This window comes from Microbacterium deferens (assembly GCF_045517775.1).
Classification (GTDB): domain Bacteria; phylum Actinomycetota; class Actinomycetes; order Actinomycetales; family Microbacteriaceae; genus Microbacterium.
The window spans coordinates 113,929-132,972 of the sequence record NZ_JBEUWT010000004.1 but is presented as its reverse complement, the minus strand read 5'-3'; the positions used below and the strand labels follow the sequence as shown (position 1 = coordinate 132,972).

The 19,044-nt window shown below is 70.9% G+C and carries 17 protein-coding genes; 8 read left to right on the top strand and 9 right to left on the bottom strand.

Annotation, left to right across the window (positions count from 1 at the left end):
• Position 1 precedes the first annotated feature (1 nt).
• The 4 genes from dhaM to ABTU82_RS14385 all read right to left on the bottom strand — a co-directional run bounded on the left by dhaM (position 2) and on the right by ABTU82_RS14385 (position 3,159).
• Positions 2 to 727 carry a dihydroxyacetone kinase phosphoryl donor subunit DhaM gene (gene dhaM, locus ABTU82_RS14400; protein WP_407173924.1) on the bottom strand — a complete coding sequence of 242 codons (726 nt, stop codon included), beginning with the start codon at positions 725 to 727 and terminating at the stop codon, positions 2 to 4.
• On the bottom strand, positions 724 to 1,365 hold the full coding sequence (gene dhaL, locus ABTU82_RS14395) for a dihydroxyacetone kinase subunit DhaL (RefSeq protein WP_116647641.1): 642 nt from the start codon (positions 1,363 to 1,365) through the stop codon (positions 724 to 726). Before dhaL ends, dhaM begins: the two co-directional genes overlap by 4 nt.
• A gap of 1 nt (position 1,366) precedes the next feature.
• Positions 1,367 to 2,359 (bottom strand): dihydroxyacetone kinase subunit DhaK, encoded by a 993-nt coding sequence (dhaK, locus tag ABTU82_RS14390; RefSeq protein WP_116647408.1) that lies wholly within the window; start codon positions 2,357 to 2,359, stop codon positions 1,367 to 1,369.
• Positions 2,360 to 2,457: 98 nt separating this feature from the next.
• Positions 2,458 to 3,159, bottom strand: coding sequence for a lysophospholipid acyltransferase family protein (locus tag ABTU82_RS14385; RefSeq protein WP_116647407.1), 702 nt, complete (start codon positions 3,157 to 3,159; stop codon positions 2,458 to 2,460).
• A 173-nt stretch (positions 3,160 to 3,332) separates the two neighbouring features.
• Between ABTU82_RS14385 and ABTU82_RS14380 the strand changes: the two genes are divergently transcribed.
• Positions 3,333 to 4,277 (top strand): FKBP-type peptidyl-prolyl cis-trans isomerase, encoded by a 945-nt coding sequence (locus tag ABTU82_RS14380; RefSeq protein ID WP_165817954.1) that lies wholly within the window; start codon positions 3,333 to 3,335, stop codon positions 4,275 to 4,277.
• 29 nt (positions 4,278 to 4,306) lie between these two features.
• Positions 4,307 to 5,392, top strand: a complete 1,086-nt coding sequence (dxr, locus tag ABTU82_RS14375; RefSeq protein WP_116647405.1) for a 1-deoxy-D-xylulose-5-phosphate reductoisomerase — start codon at positions 4,307 to 4,309, stop codon at positions 5,390 to 5,392.
• Positions 5,393 to 5,402: 10 nt separating this feature from the next.
• Here dxr and ABTU82_RS14370 read toward each other — a convergent pair whose 3' ends face one another.
• The 3 genes from ABTU82_RS14370 to ABTU82_RS14360 form a co-directional block, all read right to left on the bottom strand.
• A complete protein-coding gene (locus ABTU82_RS14370) occupies positions 5,403 to 7,061 on the bottom strand; it encodes a Mur ligase family protein (protein WP_407173923.1) in 1,659 nt (552 codons plus the stop codon).
• An 88-nt stretch (positions 7,062 to 7,149) separates the two neighbouring features.
• Positions 7,150 to 7,836 (bottom strand): DUF1775 domain-containing protein, encoded by a 687-nt coding sequence (locus ABTU82_RS14365; RefSeq protein WP_407173922.1) that lies wholly within the window; start codon positions 7,834 to 7,836, stop codon positions 7,150 to 7,152.
• 99 nt (positions 7,837 to 7,935) lie between these two features.
• Entirely contained in the window at positions 7,936 to 8,532 is a 597-nt protein-coding gene (locus tag ABTU82_RS14360; protein WP_407173921.1) for a hypothetical protein, read from the bottom strand.
• A gap of 94 nt (positions 8,533 to 8,626) precedes the next feature.
• Here ABTU82_RS14360 and ABTU82_RS14355 point away from each other — a divergent pair, with 94 nt between their 5' ends.
• The gene (locus ABTU82_RS14355) at positions 8,627 to 9,952 is read left to right on the top strand and encodes a M50 family metallopeptidase (protein WP_407173920.1); all 1,326 of its coding nucleotides are present in this window, start codon (positions 8,627 to 8,629) and stop codon (positions 9,950 to 9,952) included.
• A 7-nt stretch (positions 9,953 to 9,959) separates the two neighbouring features.
• Here ABTU82_RS14355 and ABTU82_RS14350 read toward each other — a convergent pair whose 3' ends face one another.
• Entirely contained in the window at positions 9,960 to 11,873 is a 1,914-nt protein-coding gene (locus ABTU82_RS14350; protein ID WP_407173919.1) for a chorismate-binding protein, read from the bottom strand.
• A 194-nt stretch (positions 11,874 to 12,067) separates the two neighbouring features.
• On the opposite strand from ABTU82_RS14350, the gene ispG reads away from it, so the two are divergent.
• On the top strand, positions 12,068 to 13,219 hold the full coding sequence (gene ispG / locus ABTU82_RS14345) for a flavodoxin-dependent (E)-4-hydroxy-3-methylbut-2-enyl-diphosphate synthase (RefSeq protein ID WP_187266800.1): 1,152 nt from the start codon (positions 12,068 to 12,070) through the stop codon (positions 13,217 to 13,219).
• Positions 13,220 to 13,292: 73 nt separating this feature from the next.
• Complete coding sequence (locus tag ABTU82_RS14340; RefSeq protein WP_407173918.1) at positions 13,293 to 14,507, top strand: benzoate/H(+) symporter BenE family transporter; 1,215 nt, start codon at positions 13,293 to 13,295, stop codon at positions 14,505 to 14,507.
• Positions 14,508 to 14,643: 136 nt separating this feature from the next.
• On the opposite strand, the gene pcp is transcribed toward ABTU82_RS14340, so the two are convergent.
• On the bottom strand, positions 14,644 to 15,282 hold the full coding sequence (gene pcp, locus ABTU82_RS14335) for a pyroglutamyl-peptidase I (RefSeq protein WP_205781239.1): 639 nt from the start codon (positions 15,280 to 15,282) through the stop codon (positions 14,644 to 14,646).
• A 174-nt stretch (positions 15,283 to 15,456) separates the two neighbouring features.
• Between pcp and ABTU82_RS14330 the strand changes: the two genes are divergently transcribed.
• The 3 genes from ABTU82_RS14330 to ABTU82_RS14320 all read left to right on the top strand — a co-directional run bounded on the left by ABTU82_RS14330 (position 15,457) and on the right by ABTU82_RS14320 (position 19,033).
• Positions 15,457 to 15,990, top strand: coding sequence for an RNA polymerase sigma factor (locus tag ABTU82_RS14330; protein ID WP_116647399.1), 534 nt, complete (start codon positions 15,457 to 15,459; stop codon positions 15,988 to 15,990).
• The gene (locus ABTU82_RS14325) at positions 15,987 to 17,216 is read left to right on the top strand and encodes a hypothetical protein (protein WP_407173917.1); all 1,230 of its coding nucleotides are present in this window, start codon (positions 15,987 to 15,989) and stop codon (positions 17,214 to 17,216) included. Before ABTU82_RS14330 ends, ABTU82_RS14325 begins: the two co-directional genes overlap by 4 nt.
• A 62-nt stretch (positions 17,217 to 17,278) precedes the next feature.
• Complete coding sequence (locus ABTU82_RS14320) at positions 17,279 to 19,033, top strand: proline--tRNA ligase (protein WP_407173916.1); 1,755 nt, start codon at positions 17,279 to 17,281, stop codon at positions 19,031 to 19,033.
• The last annotated feature ends 11 nt before the right edge of the window (positions 19,034 to 19,044 follow it).

Here is a 19,044-nt window from a genome sequence, read left to right as displayed (position 1 = left end):
GTCAGCGCTCGCCGAAGCCGTCTTCGACGAGCGCACGAAGCTCGTCGAGGGCAGCGCGCGCCTCCGGGCCGCTCGCGCTGACGCGCACCCGGGTTCCGGGTCGCACCCCGAGCGCCATGAGCGCGATGAGACTGCGGCCCGGGACGGGCGGGCCCCCGCGATCCAGGTCGGCGAGTTCGACGATCGCGTCGTGCCGGCTCGCCGCCTTCACGAACAGCGCCGCAGGACGGGCGTGGAGTCCGGAGGGGTTGTCGATCACCGCGTCGAAATGCTCCTCGGATGCTGCGTCCGCCGGCGCCTCCTGCGACAGGTCCGCAGCGGCCGGCTCGGGCGGGCCGAGCTGATCGTGCTTGGCCGAGAGGGCTTCCCGGGCCTCAGCGGCGACGGTGTCGAGATCGGCTCCGGCGGCCGCGAGCACGACGGCGGCGATGAGTCCCTCGACGAACGGCGCGGGACTCAACACGACGCGCCCGGTCGAGGAGGCGAACTCCGTCGCCATCTCGGTGCTGAGGATCGCCGAGCCCAGATCCATGACGACGAGCACGCCGTCCTCGCCCGACGCCCGGTCGATCGCCGCCGCGATCGCGACCGCGTCGGTGCCGAAACCGCCGTCGACGCCGGCGGCGATCTCGATCGTCGGGGGAGCGTCTCCGCCCATCTGCAGGGCGAGATCGACCGCCGCGCGAGCGAGGGCGTCGCTGTGCGAGACGACGACGATGCCGATCATGGCGTCGTCAACGCGTCGGAGAGGGCCTCGATCAACAGCGTCGTCGAGGCTGCACCGGGATCGAGGTGCCCGGCGCTGCGCTCGCCGAGATAGCTCGCCCGGCCCTTCCGCGCGACGAGCGGGATGGTGGCGTCCCGCCCTTCCCGCGCAGCATCCCGTGCCGCGATCGCCGCGTCACGGGGGGAGGCTCCGCCCTCCGCCGCGGTGTCCCAGGCATCGGCGGCGGGTGTGAGCGCGTCGATCATCGTCTTGTCGCCCGGCGCCGCCTTTCCGCGCGCGACGACGCCGTCGAGCCCGGCGCGCAACGCAGCGCCGAGAGCGGTGGCGTCGAGCGATTCGGACGCCCCGGCAGACCCGCCGAATCGCAGGAAGAAGGTGCCGTAGAGCGGGCCGCTCGCCCCTCCGACGGTGGAGACGAGCGTCATCCCGACGGTCTTGAACAGATCGGCGGGCGTGGTCGGGGCGTCCGCCCGGACCTTGGCGACGACGGCATCCATCCCACGTGCGAGATTCGACCCGTGGTCGGCGTCTCCGATCACGGAGTCGAGTTCGGTGAGCTCAGCCTGATGCTCTCGCACGAGGTCGTGGAAGCGCTCGATCCAGACGATCAGGTCGTGGGTGCTCGCATCCCCCGCCACGTCACGCACCCCATCGCAGGCCGGGGGTGACCACGGGCGCGTCCCACAGTCGCAGGAGTTCGTCGTCGGCCTTCACGACGGTCAGCGCGATCCCGGCCATGTCGAGGCTCGTGATGTAGTCGCCGACCAGGCAACGCTTGACCTCGACGCCGCCCTGCTCGAGAAGCGGCGCGATCTCGCCGTACATGAGGTACTGCTCGATGAGGGGAGTGCCGCCGAGCCCCGAGAGCAGCACGATCGCCGGTCCGGTGGCATCGAAGTCGGCGAGGATCGGGTCGACGAGGAGCTTGGCGATCTCAGCGGCCGAGGCCAGGGGGACCCGGCGGCGGCCCGGCTCGCCGTGGATGCCGATGCCGACCTCCATCTCGTCCTCGGGGAGATCGAACGTGGGCTTGCCCGCGGCGGGAACCGTGCAGCTGGTCAGTGCGACTCCCATCGAGCGTCCGTTGTCGCTGACCCTCTGCGCGAGAGCCACGATCGCGTCGAGATCGGCGCCCTCTTCGGCGGCCGCCCCGACGATCTTCTCCAACACCACGGTGGTGCCGACGCCGCGGCGGCCGGCGGTGTAGAGCGAGTCCTGCACGGCGACGTCGTCGGCGACGACCACCGACTCGACCCTGATGCCCTCGGCGGCGGCGAGCTCTGCCGCCATCTCGAAGTTCAGCACGTCGCCGGTGTAGTTCTTCACGATGTGGAGCACGCCCGCCCCCGAATCGACCGCTTTCGTCGCGGCGAGCATCTGGTCGGGCGTGGGCGAGGTGAACACCTCACCGGCGCACGCGGCGTCGAGCATCCCGACTCCGACGAACCCGCCGTGCATAGGCTCGTGCCCCGACCCGCCTCCCGAGACCAGGGCGACCTTCCCGGCCCGCGTCGCGTCAGCCCGGTAGATCACGCGATCGTCGAGATCGACGCGCAGATCGGGGTGCGCCGCCTGGATGCCGCGCAGAGCCTCCGCCAGCACATCCGCCGGGTCGTTGATGAACTTCTTCACGATGACTCCTCTGTTCGCCGCGCGCACCGATGCGCGGGCCTGGGGAGAATCTCCCGCGCACCGGTCGGTGTGTCAAGAGCACCGACGTGAACGTCTGTTCAGAGGCGTTCGAAGGGGAGGGCGCGCTTGATCCGCTCGATCGGGTTCTGCGCCGGCACCTCGTTGTAGACGCCCGCGAGCTCCTGGCCGGAGAGGGCGTGGATGGCCGCCATGATCTCGTCGGTCGCTCCGCGGCGGGCGCGCCCCGATGTCGCCGCACCGTGGCGGGACAGATCGAGCGGCTCACCGAACCGCACGGTGATCCGCTCGCTCACCGACGGCATGCGGGCCCCGACGGGCATGACGACGTCCGTACCGATGAGGCCGACGGGAACGACGGGGGCGCCGGTCTGCAGCGCGAGGAACGCCACTCCCGTGCGGCCTTTGTAGAGGCGGCCGTCGAGCGAGCGGGTGCCCTCGGGGTAGAGCGCCACCGCGCGGCCGTCGTCGAGGATCTTGCGCTGCTGGTCGAGGGCGTCGAGGGCCGCTTGGCCCGCGCCGCGCTGCACGGCGATCGCGCCGATCGCCGTGAAGAACTGTCGCGAGGCCCAGCGGTCGAAGTAGCTCGACTTCGCCATGAAGTGCACGGGGCGCGGCGCGGCGACGGGAATCGCGATCGAGTCGATGAACGACAGATGGTTGCTCGCGAAGATCACGGGGCCGGTGCGCGGCACGTTCGCGCGGCCTTCGACGCGGGGCCGGTAGACCAGCCGAGCGAGCGGAGCCAGCACGAAACGGCCGAGCGCGTAGGTGGCACCCATCCGCGTGACGGGTGCGGATGCTTCTTCCTCGGCGCGCGCGGAATCGTCGTCGGGAGTCACCCAACGAGGCTACTCCGGATTCCATGCGCACTCGGGCATGGGGTTCACAGCGCGGGCAAAGGCGCGATGCGGAAGGATGGTGTGGTTCCCCTTCGTCTGCCGAGAGGTCTCCTGTGCGCTTCCGTCCGATCGCCTCCCTGTCCGTCGCCGCCGCAGCGGTGCTCCTTCTCGCGGGGTGCGCGGGGGGCTCTACTCCGGATGCGACCGATACCGCCAGCGCGGGCACCGGTCTGTGTGCCGCCGCCGCGCCGTCGGGCGCCGCGTCCGATGGTGTGACCGTCGATGGTGATTTCGGTGCCGAGGCTACCGCGTCCTTCTCATCGCCCCTCGAGGTGCCCGGTGTCGAGCGCACGGTGGTCAGCGAGGGCGACGGCGCCGAGATCGCCGACGGCGATTACCTCTCCTACGCGCTGACGGCCTTCGACGCGGCCTCGGGCGAGCAGCTCGGTAGCGCAGGGTACGCCGACACCCCCCTTCAGCCGCAGCAGATCACCTCCGACAGCGTGCTCGCGCAGCTGTTCGGATGCTCCCCGGTCGGTTCGCGCGTCGTTGCGACACTCCCGGCCAGCGACCAGGGCGGCGCGCAGATCTACGTGCTCGACATCCTCGACGCCACCCCGGCCTCGCAATGGTGCGTCGCCGGCGACTTCACGGGCGAGGCGCCCACGGTGGTCCTCAACGACGGAGCCCTCCCCACGGTCACCGTTCCGCAGACGGCGCCTCCGGAGACGGTCTCGGTGGAGGTTCTCGAGAAGGGCGACGGCGCTGTGGTCGAGCCCGGCGCTGCGGTCGAGGTCTACTACTCGGGTCTGAAGTGGTCGGACGGTTCGGCCTTCGACTCGGCCTGGGCGCCGGAAGACCCCGCGCCGTTCACGACCGACGCCGTCGTTCCGGGCTTCAAGGCAGCGCTCGAGGGGCAGACGGTCGGCTCGACCGTGCTCGTCGCCATGCCGGCCTCGTGCGGCTACGGCGTCGCGGGCACCTCGAGCAACGCGCTCGCGGGCGAAGCGCTCGTGTTCGTGCTCCAGATCGCCAGCGCCGAGCCTGCCGCCGGTTGAGTCGGGGGAGCGCGCCGTAGGCTGACCGCATGCGGCGCGTTCTCATCCTCGGATCCACCGGCTCGATCGGCACTCAGGCACTCGACGTCATCCGGGCAAACCCCGGGCGGTTCGAGGTGGTCGGGCTCGCCGCGGGCACGGACCGGGCGGGTCTGCGCGCTCAGGCGGAAGAGTTCGACGTCGAGCACACCGCGCTCGGGGCGGTCGAGGCCGAGCAGCTGGTGCGCGATGTGGACGCCGACGTCGTGCTCAACGGCATCACCGGGTCGGTCGGCCTCGGCCCCACGCTCGCGGCCTTGGAGAGCGGACGCACCCTGGCGCTGGCGAACAAGGAGTCGCTGATCGTCGGCGGAGCGCTGGTCACGGCGCTCGCCGCTCCCGGCCAGATCGTGCCGGTCGACTCGGAGCACTCGGCGATCGCCCAGGCCCTGCGCTCGGGCACCGCCGACGAGGTGCGCCGCCTCGTGCTGACGGCCTCGGGAGGTCCGTTCCGCGGCCGCTCGCGTGCCTCGCTCTCGCGGGTGACCCCCGCTGAGGCGCTGGCGCATCCCACGTGGGATATGGGGCGGGTGGTGACCACCAACTCCGCCACCCTCGTCAACAAGGGGCTCGAGGTCATCGAGGCCCATCTCCTGTTCGATGTGCCCTACGACCGCATCGACGTGGTGGTGCACCCGCAGTCGATCGTGCACTCGATGGTCGAGTTCGTCGACGGGTCCACCATCGCCCAGGCCTCGCCACCCGACATGCGGCTGCCGATCTCCCTCGGCCTCGACTGGCCCGAGCGCGTCGCCGGCGTGGGGCGCCCGCTCGACTGGACGACCGCCACGTCATGGACGTTCGAGCCCCTCGACGAGGAGGCGTTCCCCGCGGTCGCTCTCGCGAAGCGCGTCGGCCGTGCCGGGCGCACCTATCCCGCGGTGTTCAACGCGGCGAACGAGCAGGCCGTCGACGCGTTCCACGAGGGTCGACTTCCCTTCCCCGGGATCGTGGAGCTCATCGAACGTGTCGTCGAGTCGCACGAGGCGCCCGCCGAACTCACCCGCGAGACGCTCGCCGACGCGGAGCGCTGGGCTCGGGATGCCGCGGATCGGGCGATCGCCGCAGCATCCTGATCACCGCTGGTCAGCGCGAGTCGAAGAGCCGCTCGGGATCGGAGCTCGGCGTCGAGTCGTCGGGGTACGGCACGGGCCAGTGCGGCTCGGCGACGGGCCAGCCGGCGGCGCGCAGGGCGCGACGGGCGAGCTCGCGGGCGGAGTACGGGGTGCGGCTGCCGCGGATGTCTCGGTAGTCCTGGTGCCCCGGGCCCGCCCAGAGGATCGCGTCGCCTTCGCCGACGCGTGCGACGGCCTCGACGATGGCCCGCTCCGGGGGTGAGAACTCCAGGATCTCGCCGTCGGGTCGTGCGCGTCGCGCCCCTTCGACGAGGGTCGCGCGGATGGTGTCGGGGTTCTCGTGCCGGGGGTGATGGTCGGTGACGACGAGGATGTCGCTTCCCTCCACGGCGGTGCGGCCCATGTCGTGGCGTTTGGTCGCGTCGCGGTCTCCGTCGGCGCCGAAGAGCATCAGCACGCGCCCCGGTGTGACGCGACGGACAGCGGCCAGGGTCTTCTCGAACGCGTCGGGGGAGTGGCCGAAGTCGACGTAGACGGCGGGACCGCGCTGGCCCGAGACGAGCTGCGTGCGACCGGGGAGGTAGGCGTCGACGCGGCCGCCGTCGAGGGCCGAGACCAGGGCGTCCCAGGTGTAGCCCGCTTCGAGCATCATGACGATCGCCAGGCCCGCATTGGCTGCCATGTGGCGTCCGATCACGGGCACGACCGTCGTGAGTGTGCGTCCTTCCGGACCGCGGAGGCGGAACTGCGTGCCATCCTGCCGCTCGTCCACGATCTCGACGATCCAGTCCGCACCCGACGCGGCATCCGCGTCTTCGGCGATGTCGGGGGTCGCGATGGTCACGACGGGGATCTCGGCCCGGTCCCGCACCTCGAGGCCCGACACCGAGTCGAGTGACACGACCGCCCGGCGGGCGCGGTCGGCGCGGAAGAGGGGCAGCTTCGCCTCGAAGTACTCGCGCATGTCGGCGTAGTCGTCGAGGTGGTCGTGGGAGAGGTTCGTGAACGCCGCCACGTCGAAGAGCATTCCGTCGACGCGATGACGGCTGAGGGCCTGCGCACTCACCTCGACGGCGACGGCTTCGACGCCGCGCTCGCGCATGAGGGCGAGGAGGGCGTGGAATTCGGATGCTTCGGGGGTCGTCAGGCGCGAGACGATGACCTGGCCCGCGATGTGACGTTCGGCCGTCGACGAGAGTCCGGTCACGACGCCGAGCTGGCCGAGGATGCCCTCGAGCAGGTGCGAGACGCTCGTCTTGCCGTTCGTGCCGGTCGTGGCGAAGAGCACGGGGAGGTCGTCTTCGGGCCCGGTGCCGTAGATCCAGGCCGAGAGCGCGCCCAGCATTGCGCGCGGATCGTCGACCACGACGATCGGCAGGCCCGCGTCGGCGGCGAGACGGGACCCGTCATCGTCGGTGATGACGGCCACCGCGCCCTTCTCGGCCGCGGTCGCGGCATAGGAGGCGCCGTGGCTGTTGACGCCGCGGATGGCCACGAAGGCCTCGCCGGGCCGCAGGTCGGCGGTGGCGAGCGTGATGCCCGTCAGGGTGACCGAGGACGTGTCGCCGTCGACGCGCGTCGCGAACCGGCGGGCCAGTTCGTCGAGGCTACGGACGGGCGGGTGCTCCGGTCGGAGCACGGGAGGGAGGTTCGAGGCAGCGGTCGGCATGTTGCATCCATTCTCGCACCCGCGCGCGTCGGCTCCCGAGAGCGCGGTGTCACGGCCGCCCCGTGTCGAGGCGGCCGTGACGGGTGTGTCAGGCGCGTCGACGCACGAGCGCCGTCACCGCGACGACCAGGGCGATCGCGCCGAGGGCGAGCCCTGCGCCGCCGAGCCACAGGGCCGTCGGGTCGGCGCGCAGTGAGGCGGCCGGGGCGGCGTCGACGGCATCAGCGGTGTCGTCCTCCGCCGTGGCCCCGTGGCCGGCGTGCTCGTCGCCGCCCGCTGAGACGGCTCCGACCGAGACGATGGGTGCGGGCGATTCGGGCTCGTCGGCTCCCTCGGCGGCCACCTCGGTCCACGCGGTCTGCCCGGTGACGCACACCTGCGTGACGGGGAAGGCGACGTCGGTCTCGGCGAGCTCTGCGCTGAAGCGGGCGTCGAGGCTCACCTCGCCCTTGATCCCGTTCTCGACGGGCGCGACCGCGGAGTAGGTGACGCGCGAGACGGTGCCGTTGTCTGCGACGTCGCGCTCGATCGTCCAGTTCGCGTCGGCGACGGGCACGACGTTCGTGACGCCCTCGGGGATGTCGATGATCATCGAGGTGGTGGGCGACTCGTCGCAGCCGTGGCTGAACGAGAACGTGAGGCTCGTGGATGCATCGGCCGACGCGTTCTCGGGGGTCACGTGCACGTGGGCGGATGCGGCGAGCGGGACGGCGACGGCGAGGGCCGCCCCCAGCACGACGCCGGCGAGGATGCGGGTACGGGTGGTGGAAGTCATGGTTCTCTCTCGGATGCGGGCGACGCCGCGCGCATACGCGGCTGCGGCGATCGCCGAAAGTGGGGGTGCCGCGGATGCCGCAGCGAAGGGACGCCGCGCTCAGGCGGCGAAGGGGACCGGGAGAGGGGTCGGTGGTCCTCGGCGTCCGAGTCCGGGCGGCAGCACCGCCCGGGCGCGCGGTCGGGTGGGAAGCGCATCGACACGGCGGAGGACGGCGGACGCGGACGGCACGGCCACCGCAGCGCAGGCCCGGCGGATGACCCAGGCGCCGATCCGCGCGAGCAGCGACTCCCCGTGGCAGACGAGGGCGATCGTCACGATCGCGGCGAGCACGTGGGCGAGCGTCATGTCGACGCCGGCGACCCCCGTCGCATCCATCGTCCACGTCGAGGCGGCCCCGTGCACATGGCCGCGTGTCGCGTATGCGGTCGCCGCCACGGTTCCGATGTCGCCCACCACGGCGAAGGCTCCGTGGAAGAGCAGCTGGCCGGCGCCGACCGCCAGTGCCGCGCGCCCGGGAGCCGGTCGCGGTGAGGCGAGAGCCGTGGTCGGGGGAACGGCGAGGGCGAAGAGGATCGCGCAGAACAGGGGCGAAGGCGCGGCGCCGCCGCCGAGGGTATGGGCGGCAGCGGCCGTGACCGTGGCGATGCCCGCGAACACGGCGCCGCGGATCGCGCGCGCCGCCCGTGTGCTCATCCCGCCAGGCTAGCGCGCCACGGTGCGACCGGCTGCGGGGGAAGGGTCGGCACGCTCGGCCCATTCAAAGACATGCCGGAGTACGGTGATCGCTGTGACCGCCCTTGCCTTCATCGTCGGAGTCGTCCTGCTCGTGGTGGGACTGGCTGTGTCGATCGCGCTGCACGAGGTCGGGCACCTGGTTCCCGCGAAGCTCTTCGGCGTCCGCGTCGGGCAGTACATGATCGGGTTCGGGCCGACCCTGTGGTCGAAGCGGATCGGCGAGACGGAGTACGGGTTCAAGGCCCTTCCCCTGGGCGGCTACATCTCGATGGCCGGCATGTATCCGCCGTCCTCCGACGACGCCGACGCCGGCAAGCCCCGCGGTCGCATGCGCGCGATGTTCGCCACGATGGTGCAGGACGCGCGCGCGGCGAACGACGAAACGCTCGTCGGGGTCGAAGACCGCGTCTTCTACAAACTGCCGGTCTGGAAGCGCGTCGTGATCATGCTGGGCGGCCCGGTCATGAACCTGCTGCTGGCGATCGTGATCTTCACGGTTCTCGCGAGCGGCATCGGGGTGCAGACGGCCACGACCACCCTGGCCTCGGTCAACGAATGCGTGATCTCGGCAGATGCGGGTCGCACCGACTGCGTCGCGTCGGATCCGGTGGCTCCCGCCGCCGAGGCCGGGGTGCTGCCCGGAGACGTGCTGGTCTCGGTCGACGGCACCCCCGTGTCGACGTTCGCCGATGCGTCGGCCATCATCCAGCAGTCGCCGAATCAGGCGCTCCCCATCGTGATCTCGCGCGACGGCGTCGAGAAGACTCTCTCGATCACCCCGGCGCTGACCACTCGCGCCGTCACCGACGATCTCGGGCGCGCGGTCGTCGGCGACGACGGTGCGGTGCAGACCGAGGAGGTCGGGTTCATCGGCGTCGGCGCGCAGACCGCGCTCGTGGCGCAGCCCGTGTGGGTGGGTACCGAGATGACCTTCGAACGGCTCGGCGCGGTTGCGGGTGTCATGACGCAGCTTCCCGTGCGGGTCTACGAGACCGCCGTCGACCTCTTCACCGGGCAGGAGCGCGACCCCAATGGACCGCTGAGCGTCGTCGGGGCGGGCCGCCTCGCCGGCGACATCGCCGCGGTCGATGCGCCGATCCAGAATCGCGCTGCGGGAATCCTCGAGCTCCTCGCGTCGCTGAACATCGCCCTGTTCGTGTTCAACCTGATCCCGCTGCTGCCGCTCGACGGCGGGCACGTGGTCGTTGCCCTGTGGGACGGCGTCAAGCGGTTCTGGGCGCGTCTTCGCAACCGCGTCAGCACACCGGTGGATGCGACCAAGCTCGTTCCGGTGACGCTGGTCGTCGTGGTGCTGCTGGTCGGGATGGGCGGAATCCTGGTGCTCGCCGACCTGTTCAACCCGATCTCGATCGTCTGACGACAGCTCAGGCGAGAGCCTGGGCGACCAGCCTCTCGAGGGTGCGCATGCCGTCGCGCGACAGGATCGACTCGAGGTGCCCCTGCACCGACGCGAAACCCGCCCCGCGCAGCGCGTACACGTCGCCCGTGACCGGATCGGCCGCGATCTCGACGTCACCCGTGCGCGCAGCATCCGACCGTCGAGCGGTGAACGTGTTGTAGAAGCCGATCGACGCCTCCTCGCCGAAGACGTCGACGGTCTTCTGCAGGCCCTGGTGCGGGCGCTCCAGCGGAGCGAGGTCGAGGCCGAACGAGTCGGCGAGGATCTGGTGGCTCAGGCAGACGGCGAGGAGGGGGGTGCCCGCCTCGCGTCGGCGCTCCACCACCTCGCGCATCCGGCGGATGCGCGCGCTGGAGGTGTCGCGGGGGTCACCGGGACCGGGGCCGGACACGACGAGCTCGGCGTCGTCGATCTGCGCGTCGGTGACGTCGGCCCAGGGCGCGATGTCGACCTCGAGACCGAGGTGGCGCAGTTGATGGGCGAGCATCGTGGTGAAGCGGTCCTCCGCATCGACGACGAGGGCACGCCGTCCGGCGAAGGGACCGACGACCTCGCTCTCCTGCGGGTTCATCCAGAACGGTGCGAGCCGGGAGTTCCGCGACGACAGCAGCTCGGCCACCGCGGGGTCGTCCGCGAGAGAGGGGCGCTCGACGGCGGCGGGGGAGTCGGGGTCGGCGGTCGGATGCTGCGCCACGGGCACGTCGCGAGCGATCGCGCCGATGGCTCCCAGCACGCCCGCGGCCTTCCCGTGCGTCTCGCCGACCTCGCCGTCGGGGTCGGAGTGGCGGACGAGGGTGGCGCCGACCGGCACCCGCAGCTGCCCGTCGGACAGATAGGCGGTGCGGATGAGGATGGGCGCGTCGAGATCGTGGGTGGCGCCGTCGTCCTTCGTCGCGGAGGGTGTGAAGAGGGCGGCGACGCCGGAGTAGTACCCGCGAGGCCCTCGCTCGTGGCGCGCGATCACGGCGCAGGCGTTCTGCATCGGCGACCCGGTCACGGTGGGGGCGAACATGGTCTCGCGCAGGATGTCGCGGGGGTCGAGGCGACTGCGCCCGCGCAGCACGTACTCGGTGTGGGTCAGGCGCGACATCTCCTTGAGATGCGGCCCGGTGATGCGTCCGCCGTCGGAGCAGACGGCGCTCATCATCTTGAGCTCTTCGTCGACGACCATGAAGAGCTCCTCGGTCTCCTTCGTCGAGGAGAGGAATTCGCTCAGGGTCTCGGCCGTCGCGCCCCCCGCGGGGTGGCGGAAGGTGCCCGAGATCGGGTTCATCGTCACGACGCCCTCGCGGGCGATCACGTGCGCCTCGGGGCTCGCTCCGACGGCGACGAGACCGGGGGTGATGACGGCGAAGGTCCAGTAGGCGCCGCGTTCGTGCTCGAGCAGGGCGCGGAACCAGGTCAGCGCGGCCGTGCGCTCGTCGGCGGTGACCCGGGCGGTGAAGTCGCGACGGATCACGAAGTTCGCGCCCTCGCCGCGGCCGATCTCGTCGGAGATCACCCGCCGGACGATGTCGGCGTACTCCTCGTCGGCGATGTCGAACCCGGCATCCTCGAACGGCACGGGTTCGGACGGCAGCGCGGCCAGAGCTTCGTCGCGCGTCACCGCCACGTGCTCGTCGACGACCAGGCACCGCAGCGGCGCGTCGTCGTCGCGGCAGACGAAGCCGCGCTCGACGACCTGGCGGTACGGGACGAGGGCGAGGATCTCGCGAGCGGTCCCGTCGGTGTCGGTGAGCGGGATGTCGGCGAGGAGCGAGACGTCGACGACGTCGCCGGTGAGGATCTCGACGGTGCGGCCGTCGCGCGCGATCAGCGCGAACGGCTCGGTTCCCGCGGCGAGGGCGTGCAGGCGGGAGAGGGGTGCGGGGCCGGTCATGGTCGGTCTTTCGTCGGAAGGGGCGGTCGCCCGACGCGGCTGCCTAACGAAAAAGACCGCCTCGCGGGCGGTCTGTCAACGTGCGAACGCCCACCGCCTAAACGGTGGGCCACCAGGAGCGGTTCGCGGACATGCGCCGAACGTACCACACCGGCTTCGGCCTCTTCGCAGGTCGCCCGGCGTAGGCTGGGCACGTGCCTGCAGTCAATTTAGGGATGCCGCGAGTCGCCCAGGTTCTCGCCCCCCGCCGGAAGAGCCGTCAGATCAAGGTCGGTAAGGTCCTCGTCGGCGGTGACGCTCCCGTCAGCGTCCAATCGATGACGACGACACCGACCACGAACATCAACGCCACGCTGCAGCAGATCGCCGAGCTGACAGCATCCGGCTGCGAGATCGTGCGCGTCGCCGTGCCGTCGCAGGACGACGCCGACGTGCTGCACATCATCGCGAAGAAGAGCCAGATCCCCGTCATCGCCGACATCCACTTCCAGCCGAAGTACGTCTTCCAGGCGATAGACGCCGGGTGCGCCGCGGTGCGCGTCAACCCGGGCAACATCCGCAAGTTCGACGACCAGGTCGGTTCGATCGCCGCGGCCGCGAAGGCCGCGGGCGTGTCACTGCGGATCGGCGTCAACGCCGGATCGCTCGACCCCCGTCTGCTCGAGAAGTACGGCAAGGCCACCCCTGAGGCGCTCGCCGAGAGCGCGCGCTGGGAGGCCAGCCTGTTCGAGGAGCACGACTTCCACGACTTCAAGATCTCGGTCAAGCACAACGACCCGGTGATCATGGTGCAGGCCTACCGTCTGCTCGCTCAGATGGGCGACTGGCCGCTGCACCTCGGCGTGACCGAGGCGGGCCCCGCGTTCCAGGGCACGATCAAGTCGGCCACCGCTTTCGGCATCCTGCTCTCCGAGGGCATCGGCGACACCATCCGCGTGTCGCTGTCGGCGCCGCCGGCCGAAGAGGTCAAGGTCGGTCACCAGATCCTGCAGTCGCTCAACCTGCGCGAGCGCAAGCTCGAGATCGTCTCGTGCCCGTCCTGTGGGCGCGCCCAGGTCGACGTGTACACGCTCGCCGACGACGTGACCGAGGGGCTCAAAGACATGACCGTGCCGCTGCGCGTGGCCGTCATGGGTTGCGTCGTCAACGGTCCCGGTGAGGCGCGCGAGGCCGACCTCGGAGTCGCCTCCGGCAACGGCAAGGGGCAGATCTTCGTCAAGGGCCAGGTCATCAAGACCGTGCCCGAGGCCGACATCGTCAAGACCCTCATCGAGGAGGCCAACCGCATGGCCGCCGAGATGGGCCCCGACGCCCAGATCGGAACCGCGCAGGTCATCACGGCCTGACGACTTTCGTCGACACTTCGGCGGCGACGCCGGGTTGTCGGCGGAAGGATCCGGTGCGGTAGCGTTCGACCTCATGTCCGCCGTGCCACCGTCCGCCGCGTCGTCGACGCCGTCCGCCCCGCCCACCGCCTCGTTGTCGCGACCCATCATCGCGGGTGTCGTGACCGCCCTCGTCGGGTTCACGAGCACGTTCGCGGTGGTGCTCACCGGGCTTCGCGCGGTCGGCGCGACGCCGGGACAGGCGGCCAGCGGTCTGCTCGCCGTCACCCTCGCGGCGGGGCTGGGCTGCATCGTGATGGCCTGGCGCTTCCGCATGCCGATCACGATCGCCTGGTCGACACCCGGCGTCGCCCTCCTCGCGGCGACCGGCGCGGTCGAGGGCGGATGGTCGGCCGCCGTCGGCGGGTTCCTCGTCGCGGCGGCGCTGATCCTGCTCACCGCGCTGTTCCCGCCGATCGGCGCGCTCATCGCCCGCATCCCCCCGTCGATCGCCCAGGCGATGCTCGCCGGAGTGCTGCTGCCGTTGTGCGTCGCGCCGTTCGGCGGCCTGGTCGCCAACCCCTGGGGCGTGGCGCCGGTGATCGTCGTGTGGCTCGTCTTCTCGCGGCTGCTGCCGCGCTGGGCGGTGCCCCTGGCCTTCGTGGCCGCGATCGTGGTGGTCGCGGTCGAGCTCGCACGCACCGGAGTGGGGACGGATGCTGCGGCGCTCCTGCCGCGACTGGAGTTCACCGCTCCGACCTTCACCGTGGGCGCCGTCATCGGCATCGGGCTTCCGCTCTTCGTGGTGACGATGGCGTCGCAGAACGTGCCGGGCGTGGCGGTCATGCGCAGCTTCGGCTACGAGATCCCGTGGCGGCCGGCGATGCTCGTCACGGGTCTCGGTACGGCAGCCGCCGCGACCGCCGGCGGGCACGCCGTCAACCTCGGCGCGATCAGCGCGGCGATCGCCGCCGGCCCCGACTCCCACCCCGACCCGACGCGCCGGTGGGTCGCGGGTGTCTCCGCGGGGGGTTCGTACCTGGTGCTCGGTGCGCTCTCCGCCGCGTTCGCCGCTCTCGTGCTGCTCGCCCCCGTCGGGGTCATCCCGGCCGTCGCGGGCCTGGCGCTGTTCGGGGCGTTCGGTTCGGCGATCCAGCAGGCGATCGACGACCCGGGCGAGCGGGTGCCGGCCGTCGTCACCTTCCTCGTCGCCGCATCCGGCATCGCGATCGCGGGGGTGAGCGCGGCGTTCTGGGCGCTCGCCGCCGGGCTGATCGTGCGCGCCGTGCTGCACGTCGGGCGTCGCTGACGCAGCATCCGCGTCACCGGTGGAGGACATCTCACCGGGGGAGGAGGAGCGAGCCGCCTCGGGTCCTCCGCCCGTGACTTCTCCTCCGCTCGCGACACGGCGCTGGCAGGGTCGGATGCTGCGGCAGTGCCCGATCTCAGTCGAGCGTGCCCCCGGTGATGCGCGCATCGCCGCGCGCGTCCACCGCGACGCGCACGGCGACCTCGAGCGACTGCACGATCTCTGCGAGAGGCAGGGCGGGTGCGCCCTCCGGTGCGGTCTCTGCCGCCCACGGCACGTGCACGAAGCCCGCTCTCACGCCGTGCTGCGAGGCGACGGCGTCGAGGGCGGTGAACATGACGTGGTTGCAGACGAAGGTTCCGGCGGAGTGCGAGACCGATGCGGGTATCCCCGCATCGGCGATGGCCGCGGCGATCGCCTTGACGGGCAGCGTCGCGAAATAGGCGGCCGGTGATCCCGGCACGGATGGCTCATCGAGCGGCTGCGCGCCCGCGTTGTCGGGGATTCGGGCGTCGGCGAGGTTGATCGCGACGCGCTCCGGTGTCACCTGCGCACGGTTTCCCGCGAGCCCTGTGGCGATGACGACATCGGGGGAGTGCTCGGCGATCAGCACCCTGAGGCGTTCGGCGGCACCGGCGAAGGTCACGGGCAGTACCTCGGTCACCAGTGTTTCCGCTCCCGTCCACCGTTCAGCGACGGTTCGGACGGCGTCGCCCGAGGGGTTCGTCGCGTCACCCGCGAAGGGCTCGAAGCCGGTGAGCAGCACGGTTGTCATCACTCCAGGCTAGGCCGCTCCTCCGCAGGCATCGCCGGGAACGGGCTCCTCCTGTGTCGTCCATGAGCCCGGAGCGAGAGCGTCCTTCCGCACCCGTACGGCGTCGATACCCATCTGTGATCATCGGGCCCCGACCGTCGTGAACCATTTCGCGGTTCGCGGACACTAGGAAGTGTGGATACAGACGACGCCGCGTTGTGGACGAGAGTCCGCGACGGAGACGATGCCGCCCTCGCCGCCCTCTTCGACCGGCACGAGGGGCGGCTGTTCCGGCACGCCCTGCGTCTGCTGTCGTCGCGGGAGGATGCGAAGGATGCGGTGACCATCGCGTTCTTCGAGCTGTGGCGCAAGCGTGCATCGGTGCGCCTCGTCGACGGGTCGCCGCTGCCGTGGCTGCTCAACACCGTCGCTCACAGCGCGCGCAACCTCCAGCGCTCGGGACGCCGGTACGCCGCTCTCCTGGAGCGCGCGCCGATCCGCGACGTGCAGCACCCCGGCGCTCACGACGAGAGCGGTGTGCTGGCGGCGTTGAAGCGGCTGCCGGCGAAGGAGCAGAGCGTGCTCGTCCTGACCGTGCTCGAGGGGTACTCCGAGCGTGACGCCGCTGCGGTGCTCGGGATCCCGGCAGGGACCGTCAAATCCCGCCTCTCGCGCGCGAAGTCGAAGCTGCGCGACGAGATCACGTCATTGGAGGCGTCATGGGCATGAACGACGACCAGCTGAGCGCTGCCGAGCACGATGCGATGCGTTCGCGCCTGATGGCCGGAACGAAGCGCATCAAGCCCGCCGGCGCGCACCGGCGTGCGATCATCACCTCCACGGTGGCCGTCGTGCTCGTCGCCGGGCTCGCCGGCACGGCGATCGGCGCGGCCAACGTCCTGCGGATGGGGGAAGCGACCGAACCGATTTCGACGCCGACGTCCACGCCGACACCGACCGCCACGCGCAGCGCGACGCCGTCGCTCACCCCGACGGCGACGGCCGCACCTCCCGAGCGGGTCGTCACTGCGCCGTCGTCGCGGTTTGCTTTCGATTGCGACGACGTTGCGGCAGACGTCGCGGTGTTCTTCGACGGCCAGGTGCCACCCGTTGCGTCCGCCCTGCCACGGTCGGCGGGTGGGGCGAGTTGGGTCGCCGGGCCGGCTCAGTTCGCCTTTGCGCAGGCAGGCGCGCTGTACTGCGAATACGGCACGTCGGGCATGGGGAGCACGGGGTGGGCCACTGTCACACTCGTTCCCGACGCCGCCGGTGCCGTGGAAGACCGGCAGCAAACGCTCGGAAGCGGTGACTCCTGCGAAGGGGGCTCCCCGTGCGAATTGTTCGACGGCGCATTCGTCGAGGTCGTCGGGCAACCCCGCACCGGCTTCGACGATCCGGCGCTGCAGACAGCGGCAGGCTCAACCGCGGTCGAAGCCGTTCGTGAGCGTGTGCGCGGCTCGCAGATCTCTCCTCGCTCGTGGACGCCGCCCACGGGAACCAGCCCCGTCTCCGGCGATTGCTCGGCGGTTCTGCCGACCACTCGTCTCGAGGCGATCCTCGGGGTCTCGGGGATCGAGACCGGCAATCCCGACGGCGGTTGGAGCATCAAGGCGTGGATGATCTCGGATTTCTGGGGTGCGACGCCCTGCTTCTACCGCGAGGGCGGCGCCGACCTGTGGACTGCCGCGGACTACGGATCCGTGACATGGCTTCCCGGCGGCGAGTGGGCCTATCGGGAGGCGGTCTCGGGAGAGCAGATCCCACTGCCCGGTTCTGCGCCGACGGACGCGGCGACAGCTCTGTGCCAGCCTGATGAACTCAACGCCTGCATCGTCGACGTCCTTGCGGATGGCAACTGGGTCAGGTACACGATGCCGATCAGTGTGCCGGAGAACGATCGCTCCAGAGTCGCGGCAGAGGTGGCGAGCGCCATCATCGACACCGTCGGGAGCTGAGCCGCACGGAACGATGCGACAGGCGGGTGAGGCGCAGCATCCGGCGCCCGTAAACTCGAACCGTGGTCACACGTCTGTCGCATTACTTCCTCCGCACGCTCCGCGAAGACCCGGCTGATGCCGAGGTTCCCAGTCACCGACTGCTGGTGCGGGCGGGATACATCCGCCGCCAGGCGCCGGGCATCTTCGCCTGGCTGCCGCTCGGACTGCGGGTGAAGGCGAAGATCGAGGCGATCATCCGTGACGAGATGGCGAATGCCGGCGCCTATGAGGTGCACTTCCCGGCGCTCCTGCCGCGCGAGCCCTACGAGCTCTCGGGCCGGTGGGAGGAGTACGGCGACGGCATGTTCCGTCTGAAAGACCGCAAGGGTGCCGACTATCTCCTCGCGCCCACGCACGAAGAGGTCTTCACGCTGCTCGTGAAAGACCTCTACAACTCCTACAAAGACCTGCCGCTGACGATCTACCAGATCCAGGACAAGTATCGCGACGAGGCCCGGCCGCGCGCCGGCCTGCTGCGCGGGCGCGAGTTCACGATGAAGGACGCCTACTCGTTCGACGCGAGTGACGCAGGTCTCGATGCGTCGTACCAGGCTCAGCGCGACGCCTACGAACGCATCTTCCAGCGGCTCGGGCTCGAGTACGTCATCGTCGCGGCCGACGCCGGCGCGATGGGTGGATCGAAGTCCGAGGAGTTCCTGCACCCGACCGCGATCGGCGAAGACACCTTCGTGCGCTCGGAGGGTGGGTACGCGGCGAACGTCGAGGCGTTCACGACCGTCGTTCCCGAGCCGATCGCCTTCGACGGCCTCCCCGCACCCGTCATCTTCGATTCGCCGAACACCCCGACCATCCAGACGCTCGTCGACCACGCGAACGCGACGCTCGACGGCGACTACACGGCCGCCGACACGCTCAAGAACGTCGTGCTCGCCCTCACCCACCTCGACGGCACCCGCGAGGTCGTCGCCGTCGGGCTCCCCGGAGACCGCGACGTCGACGACAAGCGCGTCGAGGTCGCCTTCGCGCCCGCCGCGGTCGAAGCCGCCACGGCGGAGGACTTCGAGCGCAACCCGCTCCTGGTGAAGGGGTACATCGGACCGTGGTCCGAGACGGGCCCGATCCTCGGCGAGGAATCGGCCACCGGCATCCGCTACTTCCTCGACCCGCGCGTCGTCGACGGCACGTCGTGGATCACCGGCGCCAACATCGATCAGAAGCACGTGCACTCCCTCGTCGCCGGTCGCGACTTCACCGCCGACGGCTTCATCGAGGTCGCCACCGTCCGCGAGGGCGACCCGGCGCCCGACGGTTCGGGCCCGGTGAGTCTTGCCCGCGGTATGGAGATCGGGCACGTGTTCCAGCTCGGTCGCAAGTACGCCGAGGCGCTCGGCCTGAAGGTGCTCGACGAGAACGGCAAGCTCGTCACCGTCACCATGGGCTCCTACGGCATCGGCGTCACCCGCATCCTCGCCAACATCGCCGAGCTCAACAACGACGACAAGGGCCTCATCTGGCCGGCGTCCGTCACGCCGTTCGACGTGCACGTGGTCGCCACCGGGCGCGATGCTGCCGCCTTCGAGCTCGCCGCGTCGCTGTCGGCCGACCTGGAAGCATCCGGGTTCGACGTGCTCTACGACGACCGCCCGAAGGTCTCTCCCGGCGTCAAGTTCGGTGACGCCGAGCTCGTGGGCGTGCCGCGCATCGTGATCGTCGGACGCGGCGCCGCCGACGGCGAGGTCGAGCTCTGGGATCGTCGCACCGGCGACCGAGAGGTGGTGCCGGCGGCCGAAGCCGTCGCGCGCCTCACGGCCTGACCCGCTCCTCG

What these genes read in the sequence shown, in the direction of transcription:
- dhaM (WP_407173924.1), bottom strand. Translation starts at nt 727, where the DNA reads ATGATCGGCATCGTCGTCGTCTCGCACAGCGACGCCCTCGCTCGCGCG.
- ABTU82_RS14385 (WP_116647407.1), bottom strand. Translation starts at nt 3,159, where the DNA reads ATGGGTGCCACCTACGCGCTCGGCCGTTTCGTGCTGGCTCCGCTCGCT.
- dxr (WP_116647405.1), top strand. Translation starts at nt 4,307, where the DNA reads ATGCGGCGCGTTCTCATCCTCGGATCCACCGGCTCGATCGGCACTCAG.
- ABTU82_RS14370 (WP_407173923.1), bottom strand. Translation starts at nt 7,061, where the DNA reads ATGCCGACCGCTGCCTCGAACCTCCCTCCCGTGCTCCGACCGGAGCAC.
- ABTU82_RS14365 (WP_407173922.1), bottom strand. Translation starts at nt 7,836, where the DNA reads ATGACTTCCACCACCCGTACCCGCATCCTCGCCGGCGTCGTGCTGGGG.
- ABTU82_RS14360 (WP_407173921.1), bottom strand. Translation starts at nt 8,532, where the DNA reads ATGAGCACACGGGCGGCGCGCGCGATCCGCGGCGCCGTGTTCGCGGGC.
- ABTU82_RS14350 (WP_407173919.1), bottom strand. Translation starts at nt 11,873, where the DNA reads ATGACCGGCCCCGCACCCCTCTCCCGCCTGCACGCCCTCGCCGCGGGA.
- ABTU82_RS14340 (WP_407173918.1), top strand. Translation starts at nt 13,293, where the DNA reads ATGTCCGCCGTGCCACCGTCCGCCGCGTCGTCGACGCCGTCCGCCCCG.
- pcp (WP_205781239.1), bottom strand. Translation starts at nt 15,282, where the DNA reads ATGACAACCGTGCTGCTCACCGGCTTCGAGCCCTTCGCGGGTGACGCG.
- ABTU82_RS14325 (WP_407173917.1), top strand. Translation starts at nt 15,987, where the DNA reads ATGAACGACGACCAGCTGAGCGCTGCCGAGCACGATGCGATGCGTTCG.